General features: G+C 70.2%; 14 protein-coding genes and 1 tRNA gene. 8 read left to right on the forward strand and 7 right to left on the reverse strand.

Annotated elements, in window-relative coordinates:
• Window positions 1-37: 37 nt before the first annotated feature.
• Both ACSMXX_RS21465 and ACSMXX_RS21470 read left to right on the forward strand, forming a co-directional pair.
• Window positions 38-814: an HNH endonuclease gene (locus ACSMXX_RS21465; RefSeq protein ID WP_473184899.1), complete on the forward strand. Its 777-nt coding sequence runs from the start codon at window positions 38-40 to the stop codon at window positions 812-814.
• Between the two features lie 12 nt (window positions 815-826).
• Window positions 827-900: transfer RNA gene (locus tag ACSMXX_RS21470), tRNA-Leu, on the forward strand.
• 29 nt (window positions 901-929) lie between these two features.
• Here the strand turns inward: ACSMXX_RS21470 and rdgB are convergent.
• On the reverse strand, window positions 930-1,556 hold the full coding sequence (gene rdgB / locus ACSMXX_RS21475; RefSeq protein ID WP_473180322.1) for an RdgB/HAM1 family non-canonical purine NTP pyrophosphatase: 627 nt from the start codon (window positions 1,554-1,556) through the stop codon (window positions 930-932).
• 222 nt (window positions 1,557-1,778) lie between these two features.
• Here rdgB and ACSMXX_RS21480 point away from each other — a divergent pair, with 222 nt between their 5' ends.
• The 3 genes from ACSMXX_RS21480 (at window position 1,779) to ACSMXX_RS21490 (ending at window position 3,978) form a co-directional block, all read left to right on the forward strand.
• On the forward strand, window positions 1,779-2,096 hold the full coding sequence (locus ACSMXX_RS21480) for a DUF6412 domain-containing protein (protein WP_473180323.1): 318 nt from the start codon (window positions 1,779-1,781) through the stop codon (window positions 2,094-2,096).
• Between the two features lie 122 nt (window positions 2,097-2,218).
• Complete coding sequence (locus ACSMXX_RS21485; RefSeq protein ID WP_473180324.1) at window positions 2,219-2,998, forward strand: YidC/Oxa1 family membrane protein insertase; 780 nt, start codon at window positions 2,219-2,221, stop codon at window positions 2,996-2,998.
• 119 nt (window positions 2,999-3,117) lie between these two features.
• Window positions 3,118-3,978, forward strand: coding sequence for a fumarylacetoacetate hydrolase family protein (locus ACSMXX_RS21490; protein ID WP_473180325.1), 861 nt, complete (start codon window positions 3,118-3,120; stop codon window positions 3,976-3,978).
• 215 nt (window positions 3,979-4,193) lie between these two features.
• Here ACSMXX_RS21490 and ACSMXX_RS21495 read toward each other — a convergent pair whose 3' ends face one another.
• The gene (locus ACSMXX_RS21495; RefSeq protein WP_473180326.1) at window positions 4,194-5,405 is read right to left on the reverse strand and encodes a hypothetical protein; all 1,212 of its coding nucleotides are present in this window, start codon (window positions 5,403-5,405) and stop codon (window positions 4,194-4,196) included.
• Between the two features lie 66 nt (window positions 5,406-5,471).
• Window positions 5,472-6,563, reverse strand: coding sequence for a Gfo/Idh/MocA family oxidoreductase (locus ACSMXX_RS21500; protein WP_473180327.1), 1,092 nt, complete (start codon window positions 6,561-6,563; stop codon window positions 5,472-5,474).
• A gap of 55 nt (window positions 6,564-6,618) precedes the next feature.
• On the opposite strand from ACSMXX_RS21500, the gene ACSMXX_RS21505 reads away from it, so the two are divergent.
• The 3 genes from ACSMXX_RS21505 (at window position 6,619) to ACSMXX_RS21515 (ending at window position 10,462) form a co-directional block, all read left to right on the forward strand.
• The gene (locus ACSMXX_RS21505; protein WP_473180328.1) at window positions 6,619-8,226 is read left to right on the forward strand and encodes an ROK family transcriptional regulator; all 1,608 of its coding nucleotides are present in this window, start codon (window positions 6,619-6,621) and stop codon (window positions 8,224-8,226) included.
• 86 nt (window positions 8,227-8,312) lie between these two features.
• Window positions 8,313-9,092: an HAD-IIA family hydrolase gene (locus ACSMXX_RS21510; protein ID WP_473180329.1), complete on the forward strand. Its 780-nt coding sequence runs from the start codon at window positions 8,313-8,315 to the stop codon at window positions 9,090-9,092.
• Window positions 9,093-9,346: 254 nt separating this feature from the next.
• A complete protein-coding gene (locus ACSMXX_RS21515) occupies window positions 9,347-10,462 on the forward strand; it encodes a glycoside hydrolase family 6 protein (protein ID WP_473180330.1) in 1,116 nt (371 codons plus the stop codon).
• Window positions 10,463-10,595: 133 nt separating this feature from the next.
• Here ACSMXX_RS21515 and ACSMXX_RS21520 read toward each other — a convergent pair whose 3' ends face one another.
• From ACSMXX_RS21520 to ACSMXX_RS21535, 4 genes are all read right to left on the reverse strand, one after another.
• Entirely contained in the window at window positions 10,596-12,122 is a 1,527-nt protein-coding gene (locus tag ACSMXX_RS21520) for an alanine/glycine:cation symporter family protein (RefSeq protein WP_473180331.1), read from the reverse strand.
• A 446-nt stretch (window positions 12,123-12,568) separates the two neighbouring features.
• Window positions 12,569-14,560, reverse strand: coding sequence for a radical copper oxidase GlxA (gene glxA / locus ACSMXX_RS21525; protein ID WP_473180332.1), 1,992 nt, complete (start codon window positions 14,558-14,560; stop codon window positions 12,569-12,571).
• Window positions 14,557-16,530 carry a glycosyltransferase family 2 protein gene (locus ACSMXX_RS21530; protein ID WP_473180333.1) on the reverse strand — a complete coding sequence of 658 codons (1,974 nt, stop codon included), beginning with the start codon at window positions 16,528-16,530 and terminating at the stop codon, window positions 14,557-14,559. Before ACSMXX_RS21530 ends, glxA begins: the two co-directional genes overlap by 4 nt.
• 420 nt (window positions 16,531-16,950) lie before the next feature.
• Window positions 16,951-18,093 (reverse strand): winged helix DNA-binding domain-containing protein, encoded by a 1,143-nt coding sequence (locus tag ACSMXX_RS21535; RefSeq protein WP_473180334.1) that lies wholly within the window; start codon window positions 18,091-18,093, stop codon window positions 16,951-16,953.
• Window positions 18,094-18,260: the final 167 nt, after the last annotated feature.

Raw genomic sequence — 18,260 nt, forward strand, 5'->3', positions numbered from 1 at the left:
CGAATCAACAGCCGCGGAATCAACAGGCTTGGTCGACATGCTGGGGCGGCTGGGTCAGCCGCTGGCCGGCGGGCCTCTCAACTATCTGCGCCGGCGCCTTGCGCACTACGGCATTGACACGCGTCACTTTGTGGATGAGACGTTGCCCAAGCGGCCGAGGAGGCGCTATCCACGCGAGGCGCTTGAGGAGGCGGCAGCTCGTTCGCGCTCTCTCAGGGAGATCATGGACTACCTGGGAGTCGTGCCGTACGGCAGCGCCTACCGTCATCTCGCGAGCCGGCTGACGCACTTCGGCATCGATACCTCGCACTTCCGCACGGTGGCGGACCGACCAGAGCTGAAGCGGGCCGTTGCCGAATCCAAGAGTATCGCCGGGGCTGTCCGCGCGCTCGGCCTTTCCTCTTCGGGCTACGCACAGGCCCGCGTGAAGCAGCTGATCAAGGATCAGGGGATATCGACAGCCCATTTCACCGGACAGGGGCACAGTCGGGGACGGGCGTCGGCGCACCGCAAGACGGCCGATGAGATTCTCCGGCGCCTGCCCGAAGGTGCGCCACGTACCAAGCGGGACCAGCTGCACAGGGCTCTTGGAGAAAAGGGCGTGGCCTATGAGTGTGGACTCTGCGGCACAGGGCCGGTGTGGCGGGGGCAGCGACTCGTTCTGGAGATCGACCATGTCAGCGGCGATCCCAGGGACAACCGCCTCGGCAATCTGCGCTATCTGTGTCCGTCCTGCCACAGCCAGACGGCGACGTACGCCCGGTCTCCCAGGAGAGCCACCAGTCGATCTGATCGGGGAGGCGGCGACCAGTAGAGTGTCCCTGTTGGGCCCGTACCCCAGCGGCGAGAGGGCGCCGGTTTAGGTCCGGTGTGTCGTGGGTTCGAATCCCACCGGGCCCACGCTGTGCCAGACCTCCCGACTGGCCTTTTCACCCCAGCAGTTCGCGGACCTCCACGGCCAGCGCGCGGAACGCGCGGCCGCGGTGGCTGATCGCGTTCTTCTCCTCCGGCGTGAGTTCCGCGCACGTACGGGATTCGCCGTCCGGCTGGAGCACCGGGTCGTAGCCGAAGCCGCCCGTGCCGGAAGGTGCGTGCCGGAGGGTCCCGCGCAGCTGCCCCTCGGCGACGCGTTCGGTGCCGTCGGGGAGGGCGAGCGCGGCCGCGCAGGCGAAGTGGGCGGCACGGTGCGGGGTGTCGATGTCGGCGAGCTGGGCGAGCAGCAGGTCGAGGTTGGCCTTGTCGTCGCCGTGCTGTCCGGCCCAGCGGGCGGAGAAGATGCCGGGGGCGCCGCCGAGGACGTCGACGCAGAGGCCGGAGTCGTCGGCCACGGCGGGCAGGCCGGTGGCCTGTGCGAGTGTGCGGGCCTTGAGGAGCGCGTTCTCGGCGAAGGTCACGCCGGTCTCTGCGACATCGGGGATGTCGGGGTAGGCGTCCGCGCCGACGAGTTCGAGGCCGAGGCCGGCGTCGGTGAGGATGGCCTGGAGCTCGGTGACCTTGTGCGCGTTGCGTGTGGCGAGGACCAGGTGGCTGGGCTGGGAGGGGGCGCTGCTGCTCATGGGGCCCGATTATCCACCGGCTGCTTCGTCCCCGACGGGGTGGCGGTGGTTGGCGGGGGTATTCTCGTACGGGCGGGCCGAGTTGCGGCCGCGCATGGGCACGGAACGACAGGCAGGGAACGACCGGCCGGGGGAGGGTTTCCGGCCCTGGTCGCGGGCGGACTGGACAGCGGGGAGGTGGCAGAGCGCGTGATCGATTCCGGTACGGGTGAAGCTTGCCGCGTGCGTCTCTCCGCGTTGCTGTTCCCCCTGTTCCCCCTGCTCTCCTTCGCGGGCGTGCTCCTCACGGGGGCGGGCCTGACCACTGCGCTGACTGCCGCCGCCGCGTCCGCCGCGGTGGTGCTGGTGTGCCATGCGGCTGTGGACGCCGCCGTCGCTGCGGCCGTGCCGCAGGTGCCGCGGGGCCGTATCCGTACGGCGCTCCGGGACCGTGAGCTGCGTACGGCTTTTCTTCCGCAGCGTGATCCGGACGCCGCGGGGCGTCCGCGTCCGCGAGCGCCTGGCCGCGGGTTTGCGACGGCCGCGCAGCGCTCGCTCTGATCCACTCCGTTCCTTTCTTGTAGCTGGGCCTGCGCGGCTCGTCACGCCGATTTCTCTCCGCACCGGGGCGCATGCCTCCGGTGTTCCGATCCGGCACGACGAGACCCGTGGAGGGCTCAACCATGTCTTTTTTCGCCGCCTTTGTGGCGCGGCTGTCCGATGCTCTCGATCCGCTCTTCGGTGCTTCGGCCACGGCCGCGGCGATCGTCTTGTTCACGTTGGGCGTGCGTCTGGCGCTGCATCCGATGGCGCGTGCCGCCGTACGGGGTGAGCGCGTACGGGCCCGGATGGCTCCGGGCGTCGCGGAGCTGCAGCGTAAGCACCGGTCCGATCCGGCGCGGCTGCGGCGGGAGTTGGGGAAGCTGCAGACGCGTGAGGGTGCTTCGCCCGCGGCCGGGTGTCTGCCGATGCTGCTGCAACTGCCGGTGTTCTTCGCGATGTACCACCTGTTCACAACCGACGAGGCGCTGCTCGGGCACACGTTGCTGGGTGCGCCGCTGGGCGGGCGCTGGTTCGGCGCGCTGGCGGACGGCGGCGTCCTCGGTGGGCCCAGTCTGGTGTATGGCGGGTTGTTCGTGCTGGTCGGTGCGGTGGCGACGTGGACGTATCTGCGTACGCGCAGGCTCATGGCGGCCGCTCCGGTGTCTGCCGCGGGGGCGCCCGGGGGTGCGGCGATGGCGCGGATGCTGCCACTGTTGTCGTTCGGGACGCTGGTGACGGTGGCGGTGATGCCGCTTGCTGCCGCGCTGTATGTGGTGACGAGTACGACGTGGACGGCGGTGGAGCGTGCGGCGCTGCGTGCGGGGCACCCGGAGGCGGTGCCGGCGTCGGCTGTGCCGGCCGCTTCGGCGGCTCCTTCGGCGGCTCCTTCGGCCAGGTCGCGGCGGCGGTCCACTACGTGAACACAGGGTTGTGGATCTGAACGCCCTCTTGGAGGATCGGCCATTCCGTTTGAGACATTTCGGTGGCCGGTCCGCTGGGCCGGGTCCCGCCGAGCCGGACCTCGGGAGTGGAGTAGGCCGTGAAGTTGCTGCGCGTCGGACCGGTCGGGGCGGAGCGCCCGGCTTTGCTGGACGATTCCGGTGTCCTGCGGGACCTGGCGGGTGTGGTGCCGGACGTGGACGGTGCGCTGCTCGCCGACGACGCGGCGCTGGGTCGCGTACGTGACGCCGCGTCCACGCCGGGGGAGCTGCCTGCGCTGGAGGCGGACGGGCTGCGTACCGGTCCGCCTCTGGCCGGCATCGGCAAGGTGGTCTGCATCGGGCTCAACTACCACGATCACGCGCGGGAGACGGGCGGTGCGATTCCCGGGGAGCCGATCCTCTTCATGAAGGCTCCGGACACGGTGGTCGGTCCGTACGACACGGTGCTGGTGCCGCGGGGCAGTGAGAAGACGGACTGGGAGGTGGAGCTGGCGGTGGTGATCGGCCGTACGGCCCGCTATCTCTCCTCGGACGAGGAGGCTCTCGCGGCGGTCGCCGGGTACGCGGTCTCCAACGACGTCTCCGAGCGCGCCTTCCAGCTGGAGCGCGGTGGCCAGTGGGACAAGGGGAAGAACTGCGAGACGTTCAACCCGCTGGGCCCGTGGCTGGTGACGGCGGACGAGGCCGGTGATCCGCAGGCTCTGGGGCTGCGGCTGTGGGTGAACGGCGAGCTGAGGCAGGACGGCACGACGGCCGAGCAGATCTTCCCGGTCGCCGAAGTGGTGCGGTATCTCAGCCAGTTCATGACCCTCCGCCCGGGCGACGTCATCAATACGGGCACGCCGGCGGGTGTCGCCATGGGCTTCCCGGAGCCGAAGCCGTATCTGCGTGCCGGTGATGTGGTGGAGCTGGAGATCGACGGACTGGGCAGGCAGCGTCAGGAGTTGAGCGACGCGTAGCCGGCCTGGCGGCCCGCCCTGCGGCGCCCCCGGGTGTCCGGCGGGTCTTGCGTGCTCGCGAGGCCCGGCGCCGCACCTCTCCCCCCGCTTCGCGGTTGGGAGTTCCAGCTCACTGACCCACGAAGATCCGCCGGACACCCCTCAGCCCCGGCGGCTCTGCGCTGCTCTCTGCGAACGGCGGCCACTCGCCGCTGGTGGTCTTGGTCGCCGATGATTCAGGGCGCTTGCCGCGGCTCCTCACCCGGTCGCCGTTCCAGGACGGGCGAGGCCGTGTTCGGCTTGCGCTGAGGGCGGTCCCGGGGCGGCAGCGCGGCGTGGGCGGTCTCCGGGAAGGCGCTGCGGACCTCGGCGAAGAGGTCACGCCAGCCGGCTCCGTGGGCGGCAGCGGCGGCGAAGAGCGCGTCGAGGGCGGCCTGGAGCGGGTCGGGGTTCGCCGCGTCGGTCAGGGCGGGGAGGGCCATGGCCTGCTGGGAGGCGTCGGGGGTGCCGTCGGGCAGCGTGACGACGGTGGCCGGGACCTGCGGGTCGGTGAAGAGCAGGTGCCATTTGCGCTGCATGTCGTCCATCGGCGGGGAGAAGGGCACGCCCCGGTCCAGCTCCGCCAGGCCGCGGGCGATCCAGTCGACGCCGCTGAGCCCGGCCACGTCGCAGGAACGGTGCGCGGCCCAACGGGCCATCGCGCGCTGGACGTCCGGCCCGGCTTCGTCGATCGCGTGCACGAGGGCGACGTCGAGGTCCACCATCCCGGCCACGTTGCCCCCGACGTCCCGCAGCCTGTCGCTGGGCAGGCGCCCGCCCCATCTCTTCCTCTCGACGCGCTCCCGCAGCTCCCGCGCTTCTCGCTCCTCCTTCTCGCGGGCGAGGCGTTCGGCCTGGGCCAGCTCTTCAGGAGTGGGTGGCGGGGGCAGTTCGCTCGCGAACCGGTGCCAGTAGGCGGCGGAGCGGGTCGTCTCCTTCACGATGCGGTCGCGCTCCGGCGGGGCCGGCCAGAACTGGAGCAGATACTCGTCCAGCACGGGTTCGTCGTCCCACCGTGCGCCGTCGCGGGCCTCGTCCATGCCGCGGCAGTGGTAGCGCACGCGGTACGCGCCCGAGGGCAGGCCGAGGTTTCTCCCGTGGCCCTCCCACGGGATCAGCTCCGTGTCCTCCGAGGCCGTACGGAAGGGCGTCTCCACGATGTCCTCCCACCCGTCGTAGTCCAAGGACGGCTCCGTCTCGTGCAGTTCGACGGTGAGGGGGACGGAGCCGGTGTGCATCCCGGTCAGCAGGAACAGGTGTCCCGGCACGGCGGCTCCGCAGAGTCCCGCCCGCTGTCCCATGAAGCACTCGTGGAGACCGGCCTCCGGACCCTCGTCGGGGTCGGGGCGGCTGTCCACGTACATCTGGCCGTAGGCCACGCTGAATTCGCCGTTGAACAGTGTCCGCATGGTCACCAGCCTGCCCCCGGGGTCTGACAACGCCGACCGGCACCGATTCGGCGCCGGGCCTCAGGCTTACGCCAGGTCCGTCGTCACCACGCGTGATTCGGCGGCCGAGATGCGTGCCGCCTCCAGGACCCGGATGGCGGCCACGGCTTCGTGTGCCGTGACCGGTGGCGGTGTGCCTTCGCGGAGGGCCGTGACGATCCCCGCGTAGTAGGCGGGGTAGTCGCCGTCCAGCGTGGGTACGGGGCGCCGCGCGTCGAGGTCGCCCAGCGTGCCCCAGGCGATCTCCGGTTCCACGCCCCACCGTTCGCCGGGTGCGGGGCGGGCGCCCTCGCGCAGGGCGGCCTCCTGCGGGTCGAGTCCGTCCTTCACGTAGGCCGCCGCGCTGCCCAGCACCCGCAGGCGCGGCCCGAGTTGGGCGGCGACGGCGCTCATCCACAGGTGTGAGCGGACGCCGTTGGCGTGCGTGAGGGCGATGAAGGCGTCGTCGTCGGCCTGCGCGCCGCGGCGGAGCACTTCGGTCTCGGCGTAGACGGCCGTGGCCGGGCCGAAGAGGGTCAGTGCCTGGTCGACGAGGTGACTGCCCAAGTCGTAGAGGAGACCGCCTACTTCGGCCGGGTCTCCGGATTCGCGCCAGCCGCCCTTGAGTTCGGGGCGCCAGCGTTCGTAGCGGGACTCGAAGCGGTGGATCCGGTCGCCGAGCGCGCCGTCGGCGACGAGGGTGCGGACCGTACGGAAGTCGTTGTCCCAGCGCCGGTTGTGGAACGTGGATAGCAGCACCCCGCGTTCTGCGGCGAGCGACGCGAGCTGCTGCGCTTCGGCGGAGGTGCCGGCGAGCGGCTTGTCGACGACGACGGGAAGCCCGGCCTCCAGGGCGCGGCGGGCCAGCGCGACGTGGGTGCGGTTGGGGGACGCGACGACGACGAGGTCGAGTCCGTCCGCCCGTGCGAAGAGTTCGTCGGCGGTGGCGAGCGTACGCATGTCGCTGCCGTGCTCCGCGTGCACCTGCGCCCGGCGGTCGGGGTTCGCGGTGACGACGGTGTCGAGCGTGAGCCCTTCCGTGGTTGCGATGAGGGGTGCGTGGAAGACGGAGCCGGCGAGGCCGTATCCGATGAGGCCGACGCGGAGGGGAGGAGGGGCAGCTGCTGCCGTACGGTCCATGGGGCCACTTTCGCAACGCGGTTGCGTAAGCGCAAGCCGCGCGGACAATGGCCCCATGAGCAGCGAACCCGCCCTCAGCAGCGACCCGGCCTTCATCAGAGGAGGTGGCCTCGCCGTGCCGTACGGCAGGAACGCCGCCCGAGTCCTCGGTCTGCTGCGGCTCGCCGGGCAGGACGGCGCGAACCGCAGCGAGCTGGCCCTGCGCACCGGACTCACCCCGCAGGCGGTGAGCAAGATCACCGCCCGGCTGCGGTCGCACGGTCTGGTCACCGAAGCCGGCCGTCGCGCCTCGACCGGCGGCAAGCCGAGCACGGTGCTGCGCCTGGCGCCCGGCGCGCGTCACGCGGTGGGCGTACAGCTGGACCGGGACCAGCTCACGGCGGTGCTCGTCGACCTCTCCGGCGGGGTCGTGGCGGGCCGTACCGCGCCGCTGGACATGGGCGCCGACGCGGACGCGCTGCTCGACGCGGTCGAGTCGGCGGTGAACGGACTGATCGGCGCCGGGCTCCCGGCCCTGGCCGCACGGAGGAGCGGCACGGCACCGGGCCCGGAGGGGGCCGCGGGCGGGGAGCTGTGGCAGCAGGCTTCCGAGGGCGAGGTGTGGACGGGCAGGCATCCGGGGGCGGGAGTCGGTGCCGGGGGCGTCCCGGTGGTGGAGCGTGCCGCGCTCGGCGCCGACGCCCGGCGGGCCGTCGCGGAGGAGGGCGAGCTGTGGCGGGACGCGGCACGCGCGGCGGAAGCGGAGGCGGAAGCGGAAGCCGAGGCCCAGGCGGACGCCGAGGCCGAGGCGGAGGCTGAGGGAGCCGAGGAGCCCTCGGCAGCCGAACCCGAACCCGAACCCCAACTTGAGCCCCAGCCCGAGCCCGAACCGGGACCCGCTGCCGGAACCGGGCCGGAAGCGGACGAGGGTGCCGGGCCGCCCGGCGTGGACGGACGCTGGGGAAGCGTCGTCGGCGTCGGCGTCGCCGCCCCGGGCCCGCTGGACCACGTCCGCGGTGTGCTGGGCCACGTCACGGGGTTTCCGCGGTGGGCGGGCTTCCCGCTGCGGGACGCGCTGGCCCGGCGCCTGGGCATGCCCGTCGTCGTCGACAAGGACACCAACGCCGCCGCGCTGGGTCTCGCGCTGCGCGGCAAGGAGTCACTGGCCTACATCCACCTCGGTACGGGCCTGGGCGCCGGGCTCGTGCTGGACGGTCACATCCACCGGGGCAACCGGAACGGCGCGGGCGAGTTCGGCCACCAGGTGATCCAGCTCGACGGGCCGCCCTGCCGCTGCGGAAGGGACGGCTGCCTGGAGGCGCTCTGCATGGACGCCGTGCGGCGCAACCGTACGGACGAGGCGGCCCGGCTGCTGGGCATCGGTGCCGCCAACCTCGTCAGCCTCCTCGACGTCGACCGTGTGCTGCTGGGCGGCCGTACCGTCCTGGCCGACCCGGACACCTACGTCGATGGCGTCGCCGCCCAGCTGCGCGCCGCCTCCGGCGCTACCCGTACCGCTGGTTCGGCCTCCGGCGCTCCCCGTACCGCTGGTGCCGCCACCCGCGGCCCCGTACGCGTGGAGGTCGTCCCGGAGGGGAGCCGTACGGTCGCCGACGGTGCCGCACAGCTCGTCCTCGCCCCCCTCTTCGGACGTGCCCCGGGCGCCCCTGTCACCGCCCGATAGGCTGAACGTGGCGGCCGCGAGCACCGGCCCGCCGCCCCGCCCCGTCCCTTCCGAGAGACCGCCCGACGCCTGGCAGGAGCCGTCACGTGGCAGAGCGAAAGCCGATCGAGTCGTGGCTCACCGACATGGACGGTGTGCTGATGCACGAGGGCGTTCCCGTCCCGGGGGCGGACGCCTTCATCAAGCGTCTGAAGGAGTCCGGGCGCCCCTTCCTCGTACTGACGAACAACTCGATCTACACGCCGCGTGATCTGCACGCCCGTCTGGGCCGGATCGGGCTGGACGTGCCGACCGAGAACATCTGGACGTCGGCGCTCGCGACCGCCCAGTTCCTGGACGATCAGCGGCCCGGCGGCACCGCGTACGCCATCGGCGAGGCCGGGCTGACGACGGCGCTGCACGACATCGGGTATGTGCTGTCGGACTCCGAGCCGGACTACGTGGTGCTGGGCGAGACCCGCACGTACAGCTTCGAGGCGCTGACGAAGGCGATCCGGCTCATCAACGCGGGCGCCCGGTTCATCGCCACCAACCCGGACGAGACGGGCCCTTCGGCGGAGGGCGCGCTGCCGGCCACGGGATCGGTCGCGGCGCTCATCACCAAGGCGACCGGCCGGGAGCCCTACTTCGTGGGCAAGCCCAATCCGCTGATGATGCGGGCCGGTCTGAACGCGATCGGCGCGCATTCGGAGACGTCCGCGATGATCGGCGACCGGATGGACACGGACGTACGGGCCGGCATGGAGGCGGGCCTGGAGACGTTCCTGGTGCTGACGGGGCTGACCAAGCCGGACGAGGTCGATCTCTTCCCGTACCGGGCCTCCAAGGTCGTCGACTCCATCGCGGATCTCGTCGAACGGATCTGACAGCACGCGGCAGGTTTCTGCGCATCCCCGCACTCCTGCCCAGGCCCTGCGCACCCCCGCCCGTCCCCGCGCACTCCTGCCCAGGCCCTGCGTATTGCCGGTACATCCCCGCGCACGTTCGCACGAGTCCGCGCGTGGAACGGCACAGTAACGGCCGCTTGAGACTACGGCGGCCGGTGTGGGCGCTGTGACACGATGGCCGTCCGGTTCCGGGCGCGCCTGCCGGAGGAGCAGGCCCACCGAGGGGGAAGTGAATGTACGGCAGGGGCAGTTACGTTCTCCAGAGCGGATCTGGTGACCGCGGGACCCGCGTCGGCCGCGGGCACGGCGGGCGCCGCAGACCCGTCCGCTCAGGAGTCGCGGCAGGCAGCGCACTTGCGCTGGCGGGAGTGCTGCTGGGCGGATGCTCGTCGGATTCCGGTACGGGCGGGGACGACGGCAGCGGCGGCGGAGCTGGCGGCGAGGTCGGGCAGCGGCCGAAGTCGGTGACCCCGTACTGGGTCGACCAGGAGAGCAACGCGGCCAAGGAGGCGGAGGCCTTCCGCAAGGACGGCAAGAGCCGGCAGTCGACGCTGATGCGGAAGATCGCGGACCAGCCGGTCGCCGAATGGGTCGGCACCGACGACCCGGAGGGACAGACGCGGAAGGTCACGAGTGCCGCGGCGAAGGCGGAGCGCGAGGCGCTGCTCGTTCTCTACAACCTGCCGCACCGCGACTGCGGCCAGTACTCCAAGGGCGGCGCCCCCGACGCCGGCGCCTACCGGGCCTGGCTCGCGAAGGTGATGAAGGGCATCGGCAAGCGGCCGGCGACGGTGATCGTGGAGCCGGACGCCATCCCGCACGTGCTGATGAAGGGCTGCACCCCGGCCAAGTACACCGAAGAGCGCTACCAGTTGCTCAACGAAGCGGTCGGCAAGTTGCAGAGCCTCCCGGACGTCCGGGTCTATCTCGACGCGGGCAACCCGGACTGGGTGCGCGACCCGGGCGCGCTCGTCGAGCCGATGAAGCGCGCGGGCATCGAGACCGCCGACGGCTTCTCGCTGAACGTCTCCAACTACCAGACGACGGCGTCGAACAAGGCGTACGGCAAGAAGTTCTCGCCGATGGTCGGCAACAAGCCCTTCGTCATCGACACCAGCCGCAACGGCAACGGCCCCGTCGAGGGCGCGGGCGCCGACGAGGAGGCGTGGTGCAACCCGAAGGGCCGCGCCCTCGGTGAGGCACCGACGACGAAGACGGGCGACCAGATCGTCGACGGCTATCTGTGGATCAAGCGTCCCGGTGAGTCGGACGGCGAGTGCAAGGGCGGCCCGAAGGCCGGTCAGTGGTGGCCCGAGTACGCGCTGGGGCTCGCCGGCAACGAGCGCTGAGCCCCGTCCGCCGGGAGCCCCGCCGTACCGGAGATCCGTCCGTGCTGCCGCCCCGGCCGCACACATCGCGCGCGGGCCCGCACCGTCAACCGGTGCGGGCCCGCGCGCCTCTACGTGCTGCGGCGATGCTGCGTCAGCTGAGCGTGTCGGCCTGAGTGCCCTCGCTCGTCTCCTTCTCCGCCCCGGTGCGGTCACCGCGGACGTGCGCGACAAAGTGGTTGAGTTCGCGCTTGACCACCGGCGCGAGCAGGTACAGGCCGATGATGTTGATGACGGCCAGCATGAACAGGAACGCGTCGGCCATGCTGATGAGGGATTCCAGGGACAGCAGCGAGCCCGCGACGGCGAACACGCTGTAGATGATCTTGAAGATGGTCTCGCTCGTCTTGCTCTTCCCGAAGAGGTAGGACCACGCCTTGAGTCCGTAGTAGCCCCAGGTCAGCACGGTGGAGAAGGCGAACAGCAGCACCGCGACTGTCAGCAGGTTCGGGAACCAGGGCAGCACCGTCTCGAACGCGTCGGAGGTGACAGTCACGCCCTCGACCTCTGCGCCGGCGTTCGTAAAGCTGGCCGGCTGGGCGATGACGATGGTCAGCGCCGTCATGGTGCAGATGATGACCGTGTCGATGAACGGCTCGAGCAGGGCGACGAGGCCCTCACTGGCGGGGTGCTTCGTCTTCACGGCGGAGTGCGCGATCGGGGCCGAGCCGAGGCCCGCCTCGTTGGAGAACGCGGCCCGCTGGAAGCCGATGATCAGGGCGCCGAGAATGCCGCCCGCGACGCCTTCGGGTGCGAAGGCGCCCTCGAAGATGTCGACGAACGCGCTGGGGACCTGACCGGCGTTCCACAGGATGACGGTCAGGCACGCGAGGACGTAGATGATGGCCATGGCCGGTACGAGGCGGCTGGTGACCGAGGCGATGGACTTGATCCCGCCGATGAGTACGAGCCCGACCAGTGCGGCGATGACCACACCGAAGGTGAGCGCGCCCGCCGAGGAACCGAGGATGCCGTCCTCGCCGCCGGTGGTGGCGGCGAGCTGTGCGTAGCTCTGGTTGATCTGGAAGAGGTTGCCGCCGAAGAGGCCGAAGAAGAGGATCATCACCGAGGCGAGGCCCGCGAGAACCGATCCGAAGATCTTCCCGTTGCGGCCGAATCGGTCGGCGAGGCCCTTGGGCAGGTAGTGCATCGGGCCGCCGGAGACGGTGCCGTCGGCGTGCACCTCGCGGTACTTCACGCCGAGAGTGACCTCGACGAACTTGGTGGCCATGCCCAGGAGTCCACAGAGGATCATCCAGAAGGTGGCGCCTGCGCCGCCGATGCTGACGGCGACCCCGACACCGGCGATGTTGCCGAGGCCGACGGTGCCGGAGACCGCTGCTGTGAACGCCTGGAAGTGATTGACCTCGCCGGGCGCGTCGCTCTCGTCGTGCTTTCCGCGGATCGTCTCGACGGCGAGCTTGAACTTGCGGAACTGGACCACGCCGAACCACACGGTGAAGACCAGCCCGCCCAGGACGAGCCAGACCACGATGAGGGGCACATCGGCGCCGCCCACGTTGACCGTGTAGAAGACAAGTTCACTCAGCCAGGTGGCGACCGGGTCGAAGAGGTCGTTCACCGCCTTGTCGAAGTCTTGCGTCATGGAGTCGAGTGACATGGGCCACCTTTGGCAGATAGAGCGGGAGTCGGTGATATGGACGCACTGCGTCGTCCTGACGGACAGAGCGCACAGCTTCGACCGGCTTGCAGCGAGCACCACGCGGCGCAGGCGTAAACGCCGGGCAAAAGCCGGATCGCCAGTTCATATCACGGACAGCGACCACCACAAGTGGCGTGGATCACTTGAGATGTGCGACCAGGGGATGGTGATGCGACCGTTATCGCGACTTGACGTTTCTCTGAGCGGAGAACGAAAGAGGTCATAGCCGGATATTGGCCGATGAGTGTGACGGCATCGTCGGTCGCCTCACACCTCCCGCGGGGCTCTCCGGAGCGCTCGTGTCCGGACACTCACCGTGACGAAGTGGTGCTCAAGCACCGTCCACGCCGCCCCTCCCGCAGGGACGATGCTGCGGGAGCGCACGGCGTGGACGGACGACCTTCCTACGGCGGGGACAGCGGCGTCGTCGTGGGGGCCTGCGCGGTCGCCGTGCGGGGCACCTTCAGCCACACCGACTTCGACGGCTTGCCCTCGTCGTCGACCGCCGTCACCATCCACCAGCCGGGCGGCACCAGGGACGGGTCCTCGGGCAGCTTCACCGTCACGCCGTCCGCGCTCTTCTTGAACTTCAGCGCGACGGAGGACTGCTCGACGTTGGTGACGTGCGTGAACGAACTCGGCCTGATCAGCCGCATCTTCTTGATGGAGCCTGCGTCCTTGCTGCTGAACGAGGCCGTGCCGCCCAGCCGTGCGGTCTGCTCACCCCGGCCGGTGTTCTCGAGCTCGGGCCGCTCGCCCTTCGTGTGGAGGTACGGCGGGGTGTAGATGTCGATCTGCTGCTCGAACTTGCCGGGCTTGGTGTTGGCCTCGTCGGAGAAGAGCGAGTCGGAGCCGAAGGTCATCACGCGCCCGTCGGGCAGCAGCAGCGCGCCGGAGTGGTAGTTGCGCCCGACGATCGGGTCGGCGACGGGCTTCTTGGTGTTGTCCGCCGGGTTGTATATCTCGGCCTTGAGGATGTTGCTCTCGCTGCGGCCGCGGTAGTCGCCGGAGCCGTTCGTCGTCAGCACCTTGTCGTTCGGCAGGATGACGCTGCTGGGGTAACGGGCCTTCGCGTACAGGTCGGGCCCGTCCTGGAAGCGCGGCTCGGGGTCCTTCAGATCCACGATGCGGGTCTTCTCGCTGGCCTTCTTCGACTCGCCGACGCCGCCGCCTCCGAGGACCATGAACTTGCGGCTCTGGGTGGGCGGCAGCGGCACGGACATCGCGGTCTCCAGCTTGTCCGGGTCGCTCATGCCGGGGATCTTGCGGAAGCCGTTGGTCTCCAGGTCCCACAGCCCGGGGATGCGGCCCTTGTCGGCGGGGCCGTAGCCGGCGTTGGCGCCGGAGTAGAAGATCTTGTTGTCGTCGGTGAGATGCAGCGCCGGGTAGGTGGGGAAGAACCGCTTGCGGGGCAGGAACTCCCACTTCTTCGTCTGCGGGTCGTAGATCTCGTTCTTGCCGGGGACGACCTGGCCGATGTCGTCCAGGCCGGAGACCGAGAGGACCTTGCCGTCCTCCAGGGTGGTCAGCGTCGGGTACCAGCGGGCCTCGTCCATGAAGTCGGTCTTGAGGTAGCGCTCGGCGACCGGGTCGAACTCGTAGGTGTCCTTGATCCCCTGGAAGTCCTTCTTGTCGAAGGAGAGCTTCTGGGCGATGCCGTAGATGTTCTTGCGCTCGGCGCCGCGCAGCCCGCTCAGGCGGTAGTTGTCCTCGGTGCCGGTCTGGTACTTCTTGCCGCGCTTGATGGCTTCCACGTACACGCGGGCGACGCTGGGGGTCACCTCGACCTTGCCCGTGGCGGGGTTCACCTTCTTCTTGGCGCGAGGCACCAGGACGGAGTCCTTGGCCTCGAAGCTCTTGCCGTTCTTACGGCCGGTGAAGCGGGTGCCCGCCTTGACGGTCTTGGCGCGGTCCGGGTTCTCGTTGTGGATGATCATCAGGCCGCCGGCCTTCTTCACGTCGCCGCCGAGCTTCTCGTACCGGCGTGTCCCGCCCGCCACGAGCAGCTTGCCGTCGGGCAGTTGGGTGTGCCCGGCGCAGAAGAGGTCGTTGGGCGTGGGGATGTTCTTGAAGGTGTTCTTCACCGGGTCCCACAGGACCGTACGGAACGTCTTCGCGTTGAACTGCTTGGCGTCGTTGCCGGAACCGGCCACCAGCAGCACCTTCCCGGTGTGCAGCAGCGCGGCGTGAATCGTGTTGATCCGGTACTTCTCGGGCACCTGGACGGCCTTCCAATGACCGTTCTCCGCCTTGTACTCGGGCTGGTTGATCTTGTAGTCGTGGTACTTCTCGGAGGCTATGCCGTAGAGCGCGGGCCCGTTGAACCCCGCGATCACCAGCACCACGGCCGCGCCTATCGCTGTGCGGCGCGTGCGCCGGCTCGGTCGGAACTTCATCTTTCACGTCCCCCAGGGGCGGTCTGCAGTGGTACGGGCTGCTGCGTCGCGGACACCTGGCCGCCCCCGTTCGCCGGGTCGGGCGGCGGCGGCAACGGGCCGCCCTGCCGGTGCCGGTGCCTGCGCTGTTTCCGCTTCTTCTTCTCCGCGCGGACGGTGGAGCGCCAGCCGACGATCGGCGCGGCGGTGATCAGCAGGGCCAGCGCGGCCCAGGTGATCATGGCGGGGTGGTCGTGGCCCAGGTAGAACGATCCGCCCAGCGAGCCGCCGAAGACGAGGATGAAGAAGAGGTGGATGCGGAAGGTGCCGAAGAGGGTGTCCGGGCTGGCGGAGTCGCCCTTGGGGGTCACCACGAACTTGCTCTTGCGGCGCAGCACGGTGTCGAAGAGGGAACGGGCGTAGATCGGTGCGGAGAGCGCGGACATCAGCATGCCGGCGAGGCCGCCGGAGCCCTCCGGCTCGTGGGGGGAGACGTTGTGCCGCCGGTTCCAGACGTACAGGCCGATCTGCAGCGCGGAGGCGTTGCCGTACAGGGCCATCCAGATGGTCGGGTCGATCTGCACGCCGGAGGCGCCCAGGCCCAGGAAGAGCGCACAACTCAGCGCCGCCAGTATCCAGTTGAGTGCCGAGATCGGGTAGAAGATCATCAGCATCGTGTAGTTGAAGAGCTTGCCGGGCGGCAGAGTGAACAGGCCCCGCCAGTACTGCTTGAGTATCGTCTCGTACGTGCCGCGTGACCAGCGCAGCTGCTGGGTGAAGAAGTCCGTCCAGGCGTTGGGGCCTTCGCCGACGGCGAGGACGTCCGGGGTGTAGACCGACCGCCATTTCCGGCCGGTCTCCGGGTTCCTGGCGCGGTGCATCTCGAAGCCGGTGGCCATGTCCTCCGTGATGGAGTCGTACAGGCCGCCGATGCCCTTGATGGCCTTGATGCGTACGGCATTGCTGGTGCCGACGAACATGGGCGCGTGGTAGCGGTTTCCGGCGCGCTGGATGAGCGCGTGGAAGAGGAACTGCTGGCTCTCCGCGGCCTTGGTGACGAAGTTGTCGTAGTTGCCGTAGACCTGCGGGCCGATGACGAAGCCGACGTCCGGGTCGCGGAAGTAACCGAGCATCCGCTCCAGGTAGTTGGGCAGCGGCACGTGGTCGGTGTCGACGGACGCGAAGTAGTCGTAGTGGTCGCCGTGCGCGGCGAGCCAGGCGTTGTAGTTGCCGTGCTTGGTCTTCGCCCGGTGCGGGCCCTTCTTCTTGTTCCAGCGGGGGACGCCCTTGCGCGTGAAGTGGTGCACGCCCAGGCGGCGGCAGACCTCTTTGACCTCCGGGTCGTCGCCCTCGTCGAGGAGCCATATGTGCAGCAGGCCGCGGTGGCGTATCTTCACCGCCGCTTCGAGGGTCTTCGTCACCATCTCGATCGGTTCCTTGCCGGGAACGAAGGAGGTGAGGAAGGCGACGCGGGTGCCGGACTCCGGCACCACGGGCACGGGGTCGCGTGCGACGAGCGTGGCGTGCGCGTTGGAGAGGACGTTGAGCGTACGGAAGAGCTCGATGAGGCCGATCGAGACCAGCATCACGATGTCGAGCTTGAGCACCAGGTCGGAGACGGCGCCGTCGTCGCGCCGCGTCCAGTGCTGCGGCTGCATCAGCCACACCAGCAGCCCGGCCGAGAGCAGCGGTGCCAGGCAGAGCAGGGTGGCGGCGCGTATTCGGTGCGGCTCGTCGGAGAGCAGACTGCGGTAGGCGACGCGGTAGGGCCTGTCCTTGTCGGGCTGTCTGAGCGGACCGGCGAGGCGGCTGTAGTGCTCGTAGTCGTAGCGCGGCAGCTCTTTGGGCGTCCAGCGCAGCCCGCGGCCGAGTGTGCCTCTGGCTCTCTGTCTGACGTGCGCGGGAATGCGCAGTTGCGTGGTCCGTGACGGGTCGTCGTCGGCGGCCTGCACGTGTTCCGGCGCTCGGTCACCGGGCCCGGTCGAGGTCATGGGTCATTCCCCCTGAACGCAGCAGGCTGCGTGTGGTCGTACTTCCCGCGTCTTTCCCGCGGCCCCCGCGCGGCAGGCGTCGGCTGCTTCGTACAGAGACTGCGGGCGGGCGACGCCCGGTTCCACGGAGAGGACTCGGTTTGCCGTCCGGGCGGCTCTTCGGGCGCGGCCCGTGGGCTTGGCCGTGCCCCGCAGCGCGCGCCCGCTCGCCGGCCGTCGGTTCGCTGAGCCGCACGTCGGCCGTAGACGTCGGTAGGTTCTCCGACTACAGGCCCGAACGCAAGGGCGAAAAGGGGCAGTTCGTCCGGATAGCGACGTGAATTCCGAGTTCTCTGTGACGGAGGTGTCATCGAAATGGACGCCTTGTGTGTGGTCTGTGAGTAAGTTCGCGGGCCCGGCGTCCCTCGCGCTCCGCCCCCGTCAGACCGCCGTGTCGGCGAAGACTACGGTGAACTCCTCCGTTCCGGGGGGCGTTCGGTCCTCCTCGCCGCCGTGCAGGGCGAACGCCAGCAGCCGCTCGCCCTCGGCCGCCAGCTCCCGCTCCTCGTCGGCGGTCAGCCTGCGGTGGAAGGGGGTGACGGTGAGGGTCACCGCCGTCTTCCGCCGCTGCTCCACCTTCCACATGCCGCGCACCTCGCCGTCCAGCAGTACGGTGCCGGGCACCTGGCCGTTGCGGCTCGCGATGAGCTTGCGGGTGGCGTCACTGATCACGCGCGTACGGTCCGCGTGGGACAGGATGAGGTTGTCGTACTCGGCGACGAAGCGCGCCGGCAGCGGCAGTTCGGGGTCGGGGCGCGGCGCGTCGGGCAGGTCGAACAGCTCCCTGCCGCTTTCGCTCCGGAAGACGCGCAGCTGCGGACGGAGCCGCTCCATGACCTCGCCCAGCCGCGTCAGTCCCGACCAGGTCTGCGCGTCCATGACGGACGCGGGCCCGAACGCGCCCAGATAGCGCAGCAGTACGGTCTCGACGCCCGGCTCGGTCGCCAACGGCCGCCCCAGCCACTGCTCGACGGGTACGTACGTCGGCTGCCCGGAGCGCCCCCAGAGCCCGCGCGGCGGGATCTGCACCACGTCGCACAGCGCACGCGCCGCCCGCGAGAGCGCCTCCGGGTCATGGTCCGGCCAGCGCTCGCCGAGCAGACGTCCCAGGTCGCGAGCCGTGCGCGGTTCCTGGCGCAGCAAGGTCAGTGCGGCGTCGGCGACGTCCCACGGGTCGAGGTCCGCAAGGCGCTTGGCGTGGCTGGCGCGCATCAGACGCTCGTACAGCACGCGGGTCAGCGGCCGAAGCTGCAGGCAGTCCGCGGCGCTCACCAGATGGACCGTGCCGCGCATGACGCTGACACGCACCGCGTGCCGGTCGCGCAGCAGGGCGGACAGCTCCTCGGCGCGGAAGTCCGCCAGTCGTGACCAGAGCCCGAAGTAGGGCGGCTTGGGCGCCTGCGCCTGCATGCCGACCAGATGCTCGACAGCCTCCAGCGCGGTCATCCCCTCGCGCTCGGCGAGCAGTTGACGTGAGACGAGGGCGCGGCCGAGTGCCCTGCTGGTGAGGGTGGCGGGGTGCATGGAAGGAGTCTGTCGGATCGGATCCGGGTGCGCCACGCGGCGTGGCCGTGGAGACGGGGCGTTGCCGGGTCGCGTCCGAGAGCCGGGCCGGGTCCGGGTCGGGGCCCGGCCCGGCCGTCGCGGTGCACGGCCGGGCCAGGACCCTCCCTCCGGGGGCCGTACGGGAA

It is taken from the genome of Streptomyces sp. DSM 116795 (assembly GCF_055792905.1).

What these genes read in the sequence shown, in the direction of transcription:
- ACSMXX_RS21465 (WP_473184899.1), top strand. Translation starts at nt 38, where the DNA reads ATGCTGGGGCGGCTGGGTCAGCCGCTGGCCGGCGGGCCTCTCAACTAT.
- rdgB (WP_473180322.1), bottom strand. Translation starts at nt 1,556, where the DNA reads ATGAGCAGCAGCGCCCCCTCCCAGCCCAGCCACCTGGTCCTCGCCACA.
- ACSMXX_RS21485 (WP_473180324.1), top strand. Translation starts at nt 2,219, where the DNA reads ATGTCTTTTTTCGCCGCCTTTGTGGCGCGGCTGTCCGATGCTCTCGAT.
- ACSMXX_RS21495 (WP_473180326.1), bottom strand. Translation starts at nt 5,405, where the DNA reads ATGCGGACACTGTTCAACGGCGAATTCAGCGTGGCCTACGGCCAGATG.
- ACSMXX_RS21500 (WP_473180327.1), bottom strand. Translation starts at nt 6,563, where the DNA reads ATGGACCGTACGGCAGCAGCTGCCCCTCCTCCCCTCCGCGTCGGCCTC.
- ACSMXX_RS21505 (WP_473180328.1), top strand. Translation starts at nt 6,619, where the DNA reads ATGAGCAGCGAACCCGCCCTCAGCAGCGACCCGGCCTTCATCAGAGGA.
- ACSMXX_RS21515 (WP_473180330.1), top strand. Translation starts at nt 9,347, where the DNA reads ATGTACGGCAGGGGCAGTTACGTTCTCCAGAGCGGATCTGGTGACCGC.
- ACSMXX_RS21520 (WP_473180331.1), bottom strand. Translation starts at nt 12,122, where the DNA reads ATGTCACTCGACTCCATGACGCAAGACTTCGACAAGGCGGTGAACGAC.
- glxA (WP_473180332.1), bottom strand. Translation starts at nt 14,560, where the DNA reads ATGAAGTTCCGACCGAGCCGGCGCACGCGCCGCACAGCGATAGGCGCG.
- ACSMXX_RS21530 (WP_473180333.1), bottom strand. Translation starts at nt 16,530, where the DNA reads ATGACCTCGACCGGGCCCGGTGACCGAGCGCCGGAACACGTGCAGGCC.
- ACSMXX_RS21535 (WP_473180334.1), bottom strand. Translation starts at nt 18,093, where the DNA reads ATGCACCCCGCCACCCTCACCAGCAGGGCACTCGGCCGCGCCCTCGTC.